Origin of the sequence: Ramlibacter sp. (genome assembly GCF_050250995.1) — a bacterium.
Taxonomy (GTDB): domain Bacteria; phylum Pseudomonadota; class Gammaproteobacteria; order Burkholderiales; family Burkholderiaceae_C; genus Ramlibacter.
This window is the reverse complement of record NZ_JBFWNP010000080.1, coordinates 1-15,618: the sequence shown is the minus strand read 5'-3', so window position 1 is coordinate 15,618 and position 15,618 is coordinate 1. Positions and strand designations below refer to the sequence as shown.

At 68.7% G+C, this 15,618-nt stretch carries 16 protein-coding genes; all 16 read left to right on the top strand.

Annotated features, from left to right (window positions below; all coding sequences use genetic code 11):
* Positions 1-162: 162 nt before the first annotated feature.
* Positions 163-891, top strand: coding sequence for a response regulator (locus AB7E83_RS27065; RefSeq protein ID WP_428574441.1), 729 nt, complete (start codon positions 163-165; stop codon positions 889-891).
* 53 nt (positions 892-944) lie between these two features.
* Positions 945-2,234 carry a cytochrome-c peroxidase gene (locus AB7E83_RS27060; protein WP_428574439.1) on the top strand — a complete coding sequence of 430 codons (1,290 nt, stop codon included), beginning with the start codon at positions 945-947 and terminating at the stop codon, positions 2,232-2,234.
* 108 nt (positions 2,235-2,342) lie between these two features.
* Complete coding sequence (locus AB7E83_RS27055; RefSeq protein ID WP_428574437.1) at positions 2,343-2,771, top strand: YXWGXW repeat-containing protein; 429 nt, start codon at positions 2,343-2,345, stop codon at positions 2,769-2,771.
* Positions 2,772-3,015: 244 nt separating this feature from the next.
* A complete protein-coding gene (locus AB7E83_RS27050; RefSeq protein WP_428574435.1) occupies positions 3,016-3,336 on the top strand; it encodes a PepSY domain-containing protein in 321 nt (106 codons plus the stop codon).
* A gap of 16 nt (positions 3,337-3,352) precedes the next feature.
* Positions 3,353-3,829 carry a DUF2271 domain-containing protein gene (locus AB7E83_RS27045; RefSeq protein WP_428574433.1) on the top strand — a complete coding sequence of 159 codons (477 nt, stop codon included), beginning with the start codon at positions 3,353-3,355 and terminating at the stop codon, positions 3,827-3,829.
* Between the two features lie 8 nt (positions 3,830-3,837).
* Positions 3,838-6,045 (top strand): PepSY domain-containing protein, encoded by a 2,208-nt coding sequence (locus AB7E83_RS27040; RefSeq protein WP_428574431.1) that lies wholly within the window; start codon positions 3,838-3,840, stop codon positions 6,043-6,045.
* Positions 6,026-7,096, top strand: a complete 1,071-nt coding sequence (locus AB7E83_RS27035; protein WP_428574429.1) for an FAD:protein FMN transferase — start codon at positions 6,026-6,028, stop codon at positions 7,094-7,096. Before AB7E83_RS27040 ends, AB7E83_RS27035 begins: the two co-directional genes overlap by 20 nt.
* A gap of 46 nt (positions 7,097-7,142) precedes the next feature.
* Positions 7,143-7,427: a nucleotidyltransferase family protein gene (locus AB7E83_RS27030; protein ID WP_428574427.1), complete on the top strand. Its 285-nt coding sequence runs from the start codon at positions 7,143-7,145 to the stop codon at positions 7,425-7,427.
* A gap of 38 nt (positions 7,428-7,465) precedes the next feature.
* Positions 7,466-7,780, top strand: a complete 315-nt coding sequence (locus AB7E83_RS27025) for a HepT-like ribonuclease domain-containing protein (protein ID WP_428574425.1) — start codon at positions 7,466-7,468, stop codon at positions 7,778-7,780.
* Between the two features lie 16 nt (positions 7,781-7,796).
* Positions 7,797-8,798, top strand: a complete 1,002-nt coding sequence (gene dusA / locus AB7E83_RS27020; protein ID WP_428574423.1) for a tRNA dihydrouridine(20/20a) synthase DusA — start codon at positions 7,797-7,799, stop codon at positions 8,796-8,798.
* Positions 8,799-8,910: 112 nt separating this feature from the next.
* Entirely contained in the window at positions 8,911-10,128 is a 1,218-nt protein-coding gene (locus AB7E83_RS27015; protein WP_428574421.1) for a hypothetical protein, read from the top strand.
* 85 nt (positions 10,129-10,213) lie between these two features.
* Positions 10,214-12,547, top strand: a complete 2,334-nt coding sequence (locus tag AB7E83_RS27010; RefSeq protein WP_428574419.1) for a bifunctional salicylyl-CoA 5-hydroxylase/oxidoreductase — start codon at positions 10,214-10,216, stop codon at positions 12,545-12,547.
* Positions 12,531-13,400, top strand: coding sequence for an enoyl-CoA hydratase family protein (locus AB7E83_RS27005; RefSeq protein ID WP_428574417.1), 870 nt, complete (start codon positions 12,531-12,533; stop codon positions 13,398-13,400). The genes AB7E83_RS27010 and AB7E83_RS27005 overlap by 17 nt, the downstream gene beginning before the upstream one ends.
* Positions 13,401-13,451: 51 nt before the next feature.
* Positions 13,452-14,591 carry an acyl-CoA dehydrogenase family protein gene (locus AB7E83_RS27000; protein ID WP_428574415.1) on the top strand — a complete coding sequence of 380 codons (1,140 nt, stop codon included), beginning with the start codon at positions 13,452-13,454 and terminating at the stop codon, positions 14,589-14,591.
* 14 nt (positions 14,592-14,605) lie between these two features.
* Positions 14,606-15,004 (top strand): RidA family protein, encoded by a 399-nt coding sequence (locus AB7E83_RS26995; protein WP_428574413.1) that lies wholly within the window; start codon positions 14,606-14,608, stop codon positions 15,002-15,004.
* Positions 15,005-15,026: 22 nt separating this feature from the next.
* The coding region (locus AB7E83_RS26990) for an acyl-CoA dehydrogenase family protein (RefSeq protein ID WP_428574411.1) at positions 15,027-15,618 on the top strand (592 nt) is incomplete at its 3' end.

The following is a 15,618-nucleotide window of genomic DNA, read 5'->3' as shown; positions in this document are numbered from 1 at the left end:
CTTCAGAAGTCGGCTTAGGCAAGCCAAGCCGAAGCAAGGCCCGCTTCGGCGGGCCTTTTCGTTTTTGCAATCGATTGCAAGGACAGGCTCGGAATTCACGCCCCCTTTAGCTCTCTACAGACTTGTCGAGGTGCGCCTGCCGGCGGTGGCGGAGGGCGCAAGATGAACGCGCCGCGCCGCATCCTCGTCGTCGAAGACGACGCCAAGATCGCCGACATGCTGTGCAACTATCTCGGCGCGCAGGGTTGGACGACGACGGTGATCGGCAACGGCCTCGACGTGGCTGCGGAAGTGCGCCGAGGCGAGCCGTCAGCGGTGCTGCTGGACCTGATGCTGCCGGGCCGCGACGGCATCGAGGTCTGCCGCGAACTGCGCGCCTTCTCCGCCGTCCCGATCGTGATGGTGACGGCGCGCGTCGACGAGATCGATCGCCTGCTCGGCCTCGACACCGGCGCCGACGACTACATCTGCAAGCCGTTCAGCCCCCGCGAAGTGGTGGCGCGGCTGAAGGCGCTGCTGCGCCGCGCCGAAGGGCGGCTCGGCGCGGCGACGCCCGCGCACGGCTTCCACGTCGACGAGTCGGCCGCGCGGATCGCGTGGCAGGACCAGTGGCTCGCGCTCACGCCGGTGGAATATCGCCTGCTGCGGCAGCTGGTTCAGCGGCCGGGGCAGGTGTTCTCGCGCAACCGGCTGCTCGAATGCGTCCACGAGGAATTGCGCGACACGACCGACCGCGCGATCGACAGCCACATCAAGAACCTGCGCCGCAAGATCGCGAAGGTGCGCGCGCAGGGCTCGGCCATCGTGTCGGTCTACGGCGTGGGATATCGCTTCGATCCGGAAATAGTTGGCGACGGTGGGGGCGGGGACTCCACGCTTTCTCCACATTGAGTTTCCAGAATTCATGCACGGCGGGCCTTCGCCCGATCGCGAGGAGGAGCGAGATGGAACGAACGATGAAGCGGCTGGCTTCGGCCATGGCGGTGGTGGCGTTGTCGGCGTGCGGGGGAGGGGGCGGCGGTACGGATGCGCCTGCCGCGGCCGTGGCTGCGGCGCCGGCGCCCGTGGCGGCAACGGCGCCGGTGGCAGCGCCCGCTGCCGAACCTGTTGCCGCACCTGCCGCAGCGCCCGTCGCCGCACCCGCACCCGCACCCGCACCCGCACCTGCACCCGTACCCGCCGCACTCTCCGCCGCCGCCGCGGCCTTCCTCGACCTCGATCTCTCGCGCCTGGCCGACTACGCGCCCGTGCTGCCCGCGCACTACGACGCCACGGCGACCGCCACCGACAACACCCCGGCGAACAACGCCTTGAACAATGCCGTCGCCACGCTGGGGCGCGTGCTGTTCCACGACCGCCGCCTGAGCATCAACGACACGGTGGCGTGCGCTTCATGCCATCGCCAGTCGCTCGGCTTCACCGACAACCAGCGCTTCAGCGCCGGCTTCTCCGGCGCGGCCTTCACCACCGCGCATTCGATGCGCCTGGGCAACGTGCGCTATTCGCAGCCGGGCTCGATGTTCTGGGACCGGCGTGCCGCGACGCTCGAGGCGCAGGCCACGCAGCCGATCCAGAACGCGGTGGAGATGGGATTCGATGCGGCGAACGGCGGCATCCCCGCGCTCCTGGCGAAGATGCGTTCCATCGTCTACTACCCCGAGCTCTTCGCCTTCGCCTTCGGCGATGCGGCGATCACGGAAGACCGCATCCAGCGCGCCCTCGCGCAGTTCCAGCGCGCGATGGTGTCGACCAACAGCCGGTGGGATGCGGGCTTCGCGCAGGTCTTCAATCCGCAGGCGCCGAACCGGGGTCTCAATGCCGACGTGCCGGGCCTGAGCGCGCAGGAGAATCGCGGACGGCAGATCTTCTTCGGCCCCGGGCAATGCGACAACTGCCACGTCGCGCCGACCTTCGGACTCGTTGCGAACTCGCGCAGCAACGGACTCGACGCGGGCGAGACGCGCGTCTTCAAGTCGCCCTCGCTCAAGAACGTGGGCCTGTCGAGCGCGTTCATGCACGACGGCCGCTTCGCGACGCTCGAACAGGTGGTCGACCACTACAACAGCGGCGTGCAGGACGGTCCCGCGCTCGACAACCGGCTGCGCGGGCAGGGCGGCCAGCCGAGGCGGCTCAATCTCTCCGACGCGGACAAGGCAGCGCTGGCCGCGTTCATGCGCACGCTCACCGACACCACGCTCACGAGCGACACGAAGTTCGCGACACCCTTCCGCTGACCTGTTGCGATCTTTACGGAGCCGACATGCGGATGAGGCGTTGTCCTTCAGGACGACGAGGTGCGCGCCATCTATCGTGAGCTGTCGAAAAAAAATGGAGATCGACCCATGCTCACGAAACGCTCGCTTCTTGCCGCCGCGCTCGCCGCGGCCGGCGCCCTGACCGCCTTCGCGCCCACTTCCGTCCTCGCTCAGCGCGTCATCGTCGTGCGCGAAGCGCCGCCGCCGCCGCGCGCCGAGGTCGTGCCGCAGGCGCGCCGCGGGCATGTGTGGGTGCCGGGCCACTGGGAGTGGAACGGCCGCCGCTACAACTGGGTGCGCGGCACCTGGCTGCGCGAGCGCCGCGGCTATGCGTACAACGAGCCGCGCTGGGTGGAGCGCAATGGCCGCTGGGAATTCCAGCGCGGCAACTGGCGCCGCGGCCCCGGCGGCGATCGCGACCGCGACGGCGTGCCGAACGCGGCGGACCGCGACAAGGACGGAGACGGCGTGCGCAACCGGCGCGATGCGGCGCCGAATAATCCCAACCGGAACTGATGCACGGGCGGGATGGGGCACGCGCCCCATCCATCGTGACCCCGGCCCCAGGCGGCAGCGCGCGTCTCGACGGCATGTCGCTTTCCGACGCGGTGCCTCCGTGAGACCCGGACCGTGAAGGTGCCGGGTCTTTTTCGTCCGCACAATCGACGTTTGGACGATGCGCCCATGCGGCGCGACTTGATCCAGAGCAATCCCGGTTCCGTTCGGCGAGCGCATAGTGGCTCCCGAAGCAAAGAGAACCATGAACCCACTGCCCCTCCTGCGTCGCGGCTTGCCGGCCCTGTGCCTGGCGTTCGCGGCGCTGCCCGGCCTCGCGGATGACGATTGCCGTGCGCCGGTGCAGCAGTGGCAGTCGCGCGATGCCGTGCTGCAGATGGCCGCGACCCGGGGCTGGCAGGTTCGGCGTCTCAAGATCGACGACGGCTGCTACGAGATCCGCGGCACCGATGCCCAGGGCCAGGAGTTCAAGGCCAAGATCGATCCCCAGACGCTGCGGGTCGTGAAGATCAAGCAAGAGCATCGCGAGCGGGCGAAGGCGCTGCGCGGCGAAACCGGTCGATGAAAAGGAAGAGAAAGCAATGTCGCATCGTGTCCTGACCACCGTGGCCGCCGCCTGCGCGCTGGCGGTGCCCGCGCTGGCGCACAGTCGCCCCGTGACCGTGACCGCACAGCTGAAGAACTACGGCGGCAATGGCGCCTATCTGGCCGTGTATCTGACCGACGCCAAAGGTGCCTACGCCCGCACGCTGTGGGTGGCCGGCGGCAAGGCCAAGTACTACAAGCATCTTGCCGACTGGAACCGCCTTTCTGCCGGCGACGCCAAGAGGCTTGCCGGCGTGACCGGCGCCAGCGTGGGAACGGGGCGCACGCTCAAGGTGACGGCCGACCTGGCCGATGCGCTCATCAACGCCGGCTACGAAATACGCGTCGATGCCGCTGCGGAAGACTTGCGCGACAGACCGTCCGAAATCAGGGTGCCACTGTCCACCCAGGACGCCGGCAAGCCCCACCTCGGCAAGCAGTACATCCAATCCTTGACCTACCAGTTGCAGTAGGAGCGCGCATGGGCTGGAAGGCCGTCCACCGCTGGGTGGGTCTGGCCGGCGGTGGCCTGGCCGTGGTGCTGGGTCTCACCGGCGCACTGCTGGCGATCGACCCGGTCCACCAGGCCTGGCAAGCGGCTCCCGTGGCTGGATCCGATCTGCCGGTGGCCACGCTGGCCGATCGCGTGCAACGCACTTTCCCGGGGGTGGAAGAGATCCGGCGCCTGCCATCGGGCGCCATCGTCGCGTATGGATTCGCCGGCGATCAGGCACGCGCGTTCCATGTCGATCCAGCCGATGGCCGCGCGCTCGCGGACTATCGAGGCTCGCCGCTCCCGCGCTGGGTGAAGAACCTGCACCGGTCCCTGCTGCTCGGCGACCCCGGCCGCTGGGGGGCAGCGGGTATCGCAATCGCCATGGCGCTGATCTCCGTGTCCGGCCTCGTGTTGCTTCTGCGGAGGATGGGCGCCTGGCGACAGCTGGCCGGTTCGGTGCGGGGTCCGCTGGTGGAGCGCCTCCACGTGCAGGTGGGCCGGGTGGTGCTCGTGGTGATGTGTGTGACGTCGTTGTCCGCCGTCTGCATGAGCGCGGCGACGCTGGGCCTCGTGACGCTCGAAGCCGGAGCCGAGCCCGATGCGGCATCCGTGCCGACCGGCCGTCCCAGCCTGCCGGCAGTGCAGTTGGCGGCATTGCGCAGTGTGCGCGTCGGCGACTTGCGAAAGTTGAATTTCCCCGCTGCGGCGGATCCGCAGGACGCCTGGAAAGTGACGACGGAGACGGGGCAGGGCTGGATCGATCGCTACAGCGGCGAGATGCTGGCCTGGCAGGAGGCCACCGCGGCCCAGCGTGTCAACGACTGGGCCTTGGCGCTGCACACGGGAGAGAGCGCCTGGCTCTGGGCCGTCGTCCTGGGGCTCGCGGGGTCGAGCGTGCTGCTGTTCTGGATCACGGGCCTGATCATCTGGTGGCAGGACCGACGCCGGCAGGTGCGCATCGTGGACAACGTCCCGCCGGCACAAGCCGACGTGCTGGTGTTCGTTGCCAGCGAAGGCGGCAGCACCTGGGGCTTCGCACGGACGCTGCATGACGCGCTGGTTCGATGCGGCCACCGCGTGCATACCGCGGGTCTGGAGCAATTCCGCGCGACGCCCGCGGCGCGTCACGTCTTCGTGCTGGCCGCGACCTATGGCGAGGGGCAGCCTCCCACCCACGCCCGTGCGGCCCTGGGACGCATCGCAAGGCACTCGGGCCCCACGCCGCCGCTTGCCCTGCTGGGCTTTGGCGACCGGCAATACCCCTCGTTCTGCGGCTTTGCCCAGGAACTGGACCAGGCTTTGCGCGCTCGCGACTGGCCCCTGTTGCTTCCTCTCGAATGCATCCACCAGCAATCGAGCCAGCAATTCGCCCGCTGGGGAGAGGCGGTGGCGCTTGCGCTCGGCGAACCCCTGGAACTTCGCCACGAGCCGAGCTTGCCGCCGACCACCGCCCTGACGTTGATCTCTCGCCAGGACTACCCCGGCCAGGCGGGTGCACCGGCGGCGATCCTGCGCTTTGCATGGCCTCGCCCGGGCTGGCGCGACCGCTTGAGCGCATCGGGCCTTGCACCCTTCGACGCGGGCGACCTGGTGGGCATCGTGCCCCCCGGTTCTCACGTCCCCCGCTTCTATTCGCTGGCCTCCGGCAGCAAGGACGGGTTCCTCGAAATCTGCGTGCGGCGATTGCCCGGCGGCCTGTGCTCCACCTACCTTCATGCCCTCGAGCCGGGGGACACGGTCCAGGCCTTCATTCGTTCCAATCCAGGCTTCGCCTTGCCCACGTCGCGTCGCCCTGTCGTGCTGATCGGGGCCGGCACGGGGGTCGCCCCGCTGGCAGGCTTCATCCGGCGCAACGATCGGCACGTCCCCATGCACCTGTACTACGGCGGACGCGATCCGGCGCAGGACTTCTACTTCGAGTCCGAGATCCGGCGCTGGATGGACGAGCACCGCATGACCCGCCTGCAGACGGCGTTCTCGCGCACGCCCGGCGGCGGCTATGTGCAGGACGCCTTGCGCCGGGACGCGCCGCGCGTGCGCGAGTTGCTTGCGCGTGGCGCCGTCGTCCGTCTGTGCGGCAGCCGTCCCATGGCAGCCGGCGTCACCGAAGTGCTCGACGAGATCCTCGCTCCCCTGCAATCGAGCGTGCGCCACCTCAAGGCGAAAGGCCGGTATGCCGAAGACCTGTTCTGAGGGGCTGCACGTTCGCATGCACCTCCACGGGCCGGCCATGGCGACGCGCTGGTCGGCGACGTGCGATGGCCCTCGCGACCAGGACGCTCGACCGCTGCATGCGGCCTTGCAGGAAGCCGTGGACCAGGTGGATGCGCAGATGTCGCCCTGGAAGGCCGACAGCGCGCTCATTCGCCTGAATCGGGCCGGCGTGGATGTGTGGGTCGACTTGCCGGCGGAAATCCTGGAGGTGCTCACGCGTGCAACGGAGATCGGCCGTCTGAGCGCCGGCGCTTTCGACCCTGCCGTAGGCGACCTGGTCGATGCATGGGGCTTTGGTGCGGCCCGCGACGCGCCGGACGCGAAGGCGATCCGCACGGCGGGCGAACAAACGCGCCGCGCCGCGCACGAGGGGCTGGAGCTTGACCTGCGCGCAGGCCGCGTGCGCAAGCATGCGCCGCTGCGGATCGACCTGTGCGGAATCGCCAAGGGCTACGCCGTGGACAGGATGGTGGCCGTGCTGCAGCGCCACGGTGTGGCGCACGCGCTGGTCGCGCTCGACGGGGAACTGCGCGCCCTGGGCGCCCAGGCGAGCGGGCAGCCGTGGTCCGTGGCGCTGGAGAGCCCCCGGACCGGTGTGCGCGCGACGCACGGCGTGATCGAATTGCAGGATCTGGCCGTGGCGACCTCGGGCGACTACCGTCGCTTCATGCAGGTAGGCGACGCGCGCCTGACGCACACCATGGATGGCCGCCGCGGCGCGCCGGTGCGCAATGAAGTCGCGTCGGTCACGGTGCTGGCAGCCCATTGCATGGATGCCGATGCGTGGGCCACGGCGCTGCTCGTGGCCGGCCCCGGCGAGGGGCTCGCCCTCGCGCGCCGCCTCGGACTCGACGCGCTGTGGCTGCTGCGCCGCGACGGACGGCTGGTGGAGCTCGGGCTGGGGCGGTTCGCGGCTTTCGCTGGCGAATCGGGTTTCGACCCAGAGGGAAAGCGCCGCGCCGAACAATCCGCACCGGAACTGAGCGGCCTCCTCTCTCCCTCTCTCGCTGGCGGGCGAGGGCAGGGGTGATGGCGCCGGCACGCCCCGGCGCATTGCTTGCCGCTACACTCGATGCATGCACGCGCTGATCGAATCCCACCGCGAAGAGCTCCTCTCGCTGGCTCGGCGTCGGGGCGTGACGAGCGTGCGTGTGTTCGGTTCGATGGTTCGCGGCGGAGCGCGTGACGACAGCGATGTCGACCTGCTGGTGACGCTGGCGCCCGGCACCAGCGCGCTGGCACTTGGCGGGCTGTTGATGGATGCCCAGGACCTCTTGGGGCGCCGCGTGGATGTCACGACCGAGGCAAGCCTGCATCCTGCGCTGCGCGAGCGGGTGCTTGCCGACGCGGTGCCTCTGTGACGCCGGGACCCGCGACTGATCGTGTTCTGCTCGCCTACATGGGCGAGTGCATCGAGCGGATTCGCGAATACACAGCCGGCGATCGGTCGCGCTTCGTTGCATCGCGGCTGATCCAGGACGCTGTGATTCGCAATCTCCAGACGCTGACCGAGTCGAGTCAGCGCCTCTCCGACGACATCAAGAGAACCGAGGGGCAGGTGCCGTGGCGTGACTTGGCCGGCTTTCGCAACGTGATCGTCCATGGCTACCTGGGGATCGACCTCGCAGCCGTCTGGCTCGTCGTCGATCAAGATCTGCCGCCATTGGCTGCTGCGCTTGCCCGAATGATCGATCGCATCCCGCGCGAGAATTAGCTTGCGGGCGGGCCAATTGAATCGACAGCATGCGCCTGATCCATCGCAGTGGCGCCTTTCCGTCGCCCCGATGATGGACTGGACCGACCGTCACTGCCGCTACTTCCACCGCCTGCTCTCCCGCCACACCCGTCTCTACACCGAGATGGTCACCACCGGCGCGCTGCTGCATGGCGACGTCCCGCGGCATCTGGACTTCGACGAAACGGAGCATCCGGTCGCGCTGCAGCTCGGCGGCAGCGAGCCCGCCGATCTCGCGCAGTGCGCCAGGCTCGGCGAGCAGTGGGGCTACGACGAGATCAACCTCAACTGCGGCTGCCCGAGCGAGCGCGTGCAGCGCGGTGCGTTCGGCGCTTGCCTCATGGCGGAGCCGGCGCTCGTGGCCGACTGCGTGAAGGCGATGGTCGACGCGGTTGGCATCCCCGTCACCGTGAAGCACCGCATCGGCATCGACAGGACCGAGAGCTACGAATTCGTGCGCGACTTCGTGGGCGCGGTGAGCGAGGCGGGTTGCGGCGTGTTCATCGTCCATGCGCGCAACGCGTGGCTCAAGGGCCTCTCGCCGAAGGAAAACCGCGAGGTGCCGCCGCTGCGCTACGAGCTCGTGCATCGGCTCAAGCGCGAACTGCCGCATCTCGTCATGGCAACCAACGGCGGCGTGAAGACCGATGAGGCCGTCGCCCGCGAGTTGAACGAGGTGGACGGCGTGATGGTCGGCCGCGAGGCCTATCACCACCCGTGGTGGCTCGCGAGCTGGGACGCGACCTACTACGGCGACACGGCGCGCGAACACATCACGCGCGAGTGGGTCGAGGAGCGGATGGTGGCGTACATGGAACGCGAAGCGGCGCAGCGCGGCACCGCATGGCATTCGATCGCGCGGCACATGATGGGGCTGTACAACGGCCTGCCGGGTGCGAGGCGCTGGCGGCAGGTGTGGAGCGACCACCGGCTGAAGACCCGACCGCCGCGCGAAGTGATGACGCTCGCTCATGAGGATCTGCGCCTGGCCGCCTGAAGCGCAAAAGGTCTTGGGTCCGAGGTCTCTGGGCCGCCTCCGAAGACCGCCGTGTCGTTTGCGGGAGAAAGCCGCAGTCCTAGCATGGCCGCACGCCATCGTGGAGTGCGATATGTTCCCCAATTCCTTGCGGCCGGTTTCGGCCATCCCCTCTGCCTTCGTCGAGCGCAAAGTCGTCGACAGGCAGCCCGAGCTCAACGAGCTCCTGGCCGAACAGGAAGAACTGACGGACCAACAGGTCGAACTGGCGGAGGAACTCGTCTCTCTGTGGGCCGAGCGCACGCGCCCCGACCTCGACCCGAGCGCGCTGCTGGGCGACGAGCACGGAACGATCGCGCTTGCGGGCTGGGTCGTCAGGGACTTCCCGGAACTCGTCGGCGACTGGGACGCGCTGGAGCTGGAGTGCATTCGCAACGGCCTCGCGCTCCTGGCGCATCGAACCGACGCGGAGGATGCAGCGGCACAGGCCGCCCCGCCCGGTGCGCTCGAGGACTGCCTGTTCCAGCTGGCCATGGCAATCCGGGGCGACGGCGCCGGCAACCCGCGGCCGCCGGTAGAGGCGCCAGTCGACGACCGTGCGGACTGTGCGTCCCTCGAAGGCGAGATCGATCAGGCCGCCCGGGCGCGTCAACGCCTGGCCGACCGGATCGTCGAGGCAGCCGCAGCCCGCGGCGTTTTCTATCCGCTCGAGGGCGGCCCGCACATGTCCGAGCTCGACGCAGACCAGAGGGTCGCCGCCGCGTCGCGGCTCGGCGAGCGGGTCGTCCAATGGCAAGCGGTGTCGATGAGCTATTTCAACGCGTGTGCGGACCTCATCGACATGCGGCGCGCGAACCGGGAGGCCGATCGCGTCGAGGCACTTCATGGCGTCGCGAAGAAACTGTCGAACCCGACGCACGTCGATTCTCACGGGCGCACACCGCCCCCGCATACGGCTTCCACCCGGCTCCTGGCCACCTCGGCCGCCCTCGGCCGACTGGAATCCGCGCAGGTCATGCGATCGCACGAGACCGTGCTGCGCCACGCGATGCGGCATGCCGGCGCGAACGGCGTTGCATCGCTGCTGTCCGAGTGGCATCGGATTCCCGCCGCGCAGCTCGTCGCCGCGGCTCGGGCGCTCGATGACCTCGAAGGGCGCGATGGGGCGCCGAACCTCATGCTGGAGAAAGCCGTGCAGGATGGACGCCGGGAGCTCAGCCTCCGCGAGGATTTTCTCGTGATGACTCTCGGCCGGTACAACCGGACGGCGCGGGCCCAGGCCGAGAGCCTGGCGTTCCGGGATGCCGCGCGACGCGCACGCGAAGCCGCAGCCGCAGCCGCTCACGCTTAGTCCCGGTCTCCCGCGGCAGCGCCGCCCGGCAGTGGCGCCCCGCGCCCTGATCGTTTAAACTTAAATTAATTAGGTTGGAGCGATCATGGACATCGTCTGCATCGGCGGCGGACCCGCGGGCCTGTACTTCGCGCTCTTGATGAAGAAGCAGGACGCTTCGCATCGGGTGCGGGTCGTCGAGCGCAATCGGCCCTACGACACCTTCGGCTGGGGCGTCGTATTCTCGGACCAGACGCTGGGCAACCTGCAGGCGGCCGACCGCGAGACCGCCGACGAAATCCTCGGCGCCTTCAATCACTGGGACGACATCGAGGTCAACGTGCGCGGGCACAAGCTCGTGTCGGGTGGCCACGGCTTCTGCGGCATCGGCCGCAAGCGCCTGCTCAACATCCTGCAGCGCCGTTGCGAGGAACTCGGCGTCGAGCTGATCTTCGAGACCGACGTGCAGGGCGACGAGCAATACCCGGAGGCGGACCTCATCATCGCCAGCGACGGGCTCAACAGCCGCATCCGCACGAAGTACGCCGCCACCTACCGGCCCGACATCGACATGCGCCTGTGCCGCTTCGTCTGGCTGGGCACGCACAAGAAGTTCGATGCGTTCACCTTCGCGTTCGAGGAGACGGAGCACGGCTGGTTCCAGGCGCACGCGTATCAGTTCGACGGCGAGACTTCGACGTTCATCGTCGAAGCGCCGGAGGACGTGTGGCGCGCGGCCGGCCTCGAGACGATGGAAAAGGACGACGCCATCGCCTTCTGCGAGAAGCTGTTCGCGCGCTACCTCGATGGCCACAAGCTGATGTCGAATGCGTCGCACCTGCGCGGCTCGGCGCAGTGGATCCGTTTCCCGCGCGTCGTCTGCAGGACCTGGGTGCATCACAACGGCCGCGCGCCGGTGGTGCTGATGGGCGACGCGGCGCACACGGCGCACTTCTCGGTGGGCTCGGGCACGAAACTGGCGCTGGAAGATTCGATCGAGCTGGCGCGCTGCATCGGTCGAACACCCGGCGACCTCGGCACGGCCCTGAAGACGTACGAGGAAGTCCGCAGCGTCGAGGTGCTGAAGATCCAGAACGCGGCGCGCAATTCCACCGAATGGTTCGAGAACGTCGAGCGCTACGCCCACCTGCCGCCGGAGCAGTTCGCCTATTCGCTGCTCACGCGCAGCCAGCGCATCAGCCACGAGAACCTGCGCCTGCGCGACCGCGACTACGTCGAGCAGTACGAGGACTGGATCGCGCAGGCCGCGGGCGCGCGGCGCAAGCCGCAGGCGCAGCCGATTCCGCCGATGCTCACGCCCTTCACGCTGCGCGGCGTGACGCTCGCCAACCGCATCGTCGTGTCGCCGATGGCGCAGTACTCGTGCGTCGACGGCGTGCCGGGCGACTATCACCTCGTGCATCTGGGCGCGCGCGCCATGGGCGGCGCGGGCATGGTGATGGTGGAGATGACGTGTCCGACGCCCGATGCGCGGATCACGCCGGGCTGCCCGGGGCTGTGGAACGAGACGCAGCGCGATGCGTTCAGGCGCATCGTCGATTTCGCGCATGCGAACAGCGGCGCGAAGATCGGCCTGCAGCTCGGCCACGCGGGTGCGAAGGGCTCGACGCGCGTGCCGTGGGAGGGTGAGGACCTGCCGCTGGAGCGGGGCAACTGGCCGCTGATTTCGGCGTCGCCGCAGCAGTACCTGGACGGCGTGAGCGACACGTCGCGCGCGATGACGCACGAGGACATGGCGCGCGTGCGGGACGATTTCGTGCGCAGCACGCGCTTCGCGGCGGAGGCCGGGTTCGACTGGCTGGAGCTGCACTGCGCGCACGGCTACCTGCTGTCGAGCTTCATCTCGCCGCTGACCAACCTTCGCACCGACGAATACGGCGGCTCGCTCGAGAACCGGTTGCGCTATCCGCTCGACGTGTTTCGCGCCATGCGCGCTGCGTGGCCGCAGAACCTGCCGATGTCGGTGCGCATCTCGGCGCACGACTGGGTGGAAGGCGGCATCACGCCCGACGACGCCGTGGAGATCGCGCGCGCCTTCAAGGCCGCGGGCGCCGACATGATCGACTGCTCCTCGGGCCAGGTGAGCCCGAAGCAGAAGCCGGTGTACGGCCGCATGTACCAGACGCCGTTCGCCGACCGCATCCGCAACGAGGCGCGCATCCCGACGATGGCGGTCGGCGCGATCTCCGAAGCGGACCACGTCAACAGCATCATTGCCGCGGGCCGCGCGGACCTGTGCGCGATCGCTCGGCCGCATCTCGCGAATCCGCAGTGGACTTTGCTCGAAGCTGCGAAGATCGGCTACACCGACACGACGTGGCCGAAGCAATACCGCTCGGCCAAGACCCAACTCGAACGTAACCTCGAGCGCGAGCGCTCGATGGCCCAGCAGGAGACGAAGAATGAACGATTCAACTGAACGCACCGAGCGCGTCGACCCCGCGCTCGTCGCGGGCAACCGCAAGGCGCTGGCCGGCTACCGCGCCACGCACTTCAAGTGGGAGGTGCAGGGCGCTGTCGCCACCATCACGCTCAACCGGCCCGAGCGCAAGAACCCGCTCACCTTCGAGTCGTACGCCGAACTGCGCGACCTCTTCGGGCAGCTCAAGCATGCGACGGACATCAAGGCCGTCGTCGTCGCCGGCGCCGGCGACAACTTCTGCTCGGGCGGCGACGTGCATGAAATCATCGGCCCGCTCGTGCGGCTGAAGGCGCCGGAGCTGCTGATGTTCACGCGCATGACCGGCGACGTGGTGAAGGCCATGCGTGCCTGCCCGCAGCCCATCGTCGCCGCGGTCGACGGCATTTGCGCCGGTGCGGGCGCGATCGTGGCGATGGCGTCCGACCTGCGCCTGGGCACCTCGCGCAGCAAGACCGCGTTCCTGTTCAATCGCGTCGGCCTTGCCGGCTGCGACATGGGCGCGTGCGCGATGCTGCCGCGCATCGTTGGGCAGGGCCGCGCGAGCGAGCTGCTTTTCACCGGGCGCGCAATGAATGGCGAAGAGGGCGAGCGCTGGGGTTTCTTCAATGGCCTGTGCGAACCCGACGCGCTGCTGCCGCACGCGCAGACGCTCGCACGCGAGCTCGCGGCCGGCCCGAGCTTCGCCAACGGCATCACCAAGACGATGCTGCATCAGGAGTGGGCGATGACGATCGAGCAGGCGATCGAGGCCGAGGCGCAGGCGCAGGCGCTGTGCATGCTGACGGAGGACTTCACCCGCGCGTACGAAGCCTTCGTCGCGAAACGCAAGCCGGTCTTCGAAGGCAACTGACATGCTCGCACACCGTCGTTCCCGCGCAGGCGGCAATCCGGGGCTTCCACGATGAGCGACACGAACTACCTCCGCTGGCCCTTCTTCGAGGATCGCCATCGCGAACTCGCGGGCGAGCTCGAGGCCTGGGCCGTGCGCAACGTCCCCGACCACCACGGCGCCGACGTCGACCAGACCTGCCGCAGCTTCGTGCAGAAGCTCGGCGCGTCCGGCTGGCTGCGCCATGCGGTCGGCGACACCATCGACACGCGGGCCATCTGCCTGATCCGGGAGACGCTCGCGCGCCACAACGGCCTGGCCGATTTCGCCTTCGCGATGCAGGGGCTCGGCTCGGGCGCGATCAGCCTGCAGGGCACGCCGCAGCAGAAGGCCCGGTATCTCTCGCGCGTGACGAGCGGAGAGGCCATCGCCGCCTTTGCCTTGTCCGAACCCGAGGCCGGCTCCGACGTCGCCGCGATGCAGTGCAGCGCGCACGTCGATGGCGACCACGCCGTGATCGAAGGCGAGAAGACCTGGATCTCCAACGGCGGCATCGCCGACTTCTACGTCGTCTTCTGCCGCACCGGCGAGGCGCCGGGCGCGCGCGGCATCTCGGCCTTCATCGTCGATGCCGACACGCCAGGCCTCGAGGTCGCCGAGCGCATCCACGTCATCGCGCCGCATCCGCTCGCGCGCCTGAAGTTCACCCACTGCCGCGTGCCGCTGACGCAGCGCGTCGGCGCGGCGGGCGAGGGCTTCAAGGTCGCGATGCGGACGCTCGACATCTTCCGCACCTCGGTGGCCGGCGCCGCGCTCGGCTTCGCGCGGCGCGCGATGGACGAGGCGCTGCAGCGCGCGACCACGCGCAGGATGTTCAACCAGACGCTCGCCGACTTCCAGCTCACGCAGGCGAAGCTGGCGCAGATGGCGACTACGATCGACAGCGCCGCGCTGCTCGTCTACCGCGCGGCGTGGCAGCGCGACCAGGGCCTGAACGTCACGCGCGAAGCGGCGATGGCCAAGCTCACGGCGACCGAGGGTGCGCAGCAGGTGATCGACGCGGCCGTGCAGATGTTCGGCGGGCTCGGCGTGGTGAGCGGCGTCGCGGTCGAACAGCTCTATCGCGAAATCCGCTCGTTGCGCATCTACGAAGGCGCCAGCGAAGTGCAGCAACTCATCATCGCGCGCGAATTGCTGAAGGACGCCAAGTGACACAAGTGAAATCAGTGACTCACCAACCCATCCTCCCCGAAGGCTGGCCCCGCCCCAAGGGCTATGCCAATGGCGTCCTCGCGCGCGGACGCAGCCTGCACATCGCCGGCATGATCGGCTGGGACGCGCAGCAGCAGTTTCACTCGGACGACTTCGGCGCACAGGCGCGGCAGGCGCTCGCGAACATCGCCGAAGTGCTGAAGGCCGCGGGCGGCGCCCCCGAACACATCGTGCGCATGACCTGGTACGTCACCGACAAGCGCGAGTACCTGGCGGCCTCGCGCGAGATCGGCAAGGCCTTCCGCGAGATCATTGGCTGCTACGACATCGCCATGACGGCGGTGGAAGTGAAGGCGCTCATCGAGGATCGCGCTAAAGTCGAGATCGAGGCGACCGCCGTGCTGCCCGATTGACCACCCGAGGAGAAAAGTTTTCATGGCCGCCAAAGCCGCATTCCACTGGGACGACCCCCTGCTGCTCGACACGCAGCTCACCGACGACGAGCGCGCCGTGCGCGACGCCGCCCGCAGCTACTGCCAGGACAAGCTCGCGCCGCGCGTGCTCGAGGCCTTCCGCCACGAGAAGACCGACGCGTCGATCTTCCGCGAGATGGGCGAGCTGGGCCTGCTGGGCATCACCATCCCCGAGCAGTACGGCGGCGCGGGCCTCAACTACGTCTGCTACGGGCTCGTCGCGCGCGAGGTCGAGCGCATCGACTCCGGCTACCGCTCGATGATGAGCGTTCAGTCCTCGCTCGTCATGGTGCCCATCAACGAATTCGGCAACGAGGCCACCAAGCGCAAATACCTGCCCAAGCTCGCCACCGGCGAGTGGATCGGCTGCTTCGGCCTGACCGAGCCGAACCACGGTTCGGACCCCGGCAGCATGATCACGCGCGCCCGCAAGGCCGAGGGTGGCTACAAGCTGACCGGCAGCAAGATGTGGATCACCAATTCACCCATTGCCGACGTCTTCGTCGTGTGGGCGAAGGACGACGAGGGCGCGATCCGCGGCTTCGTGCTGGAGA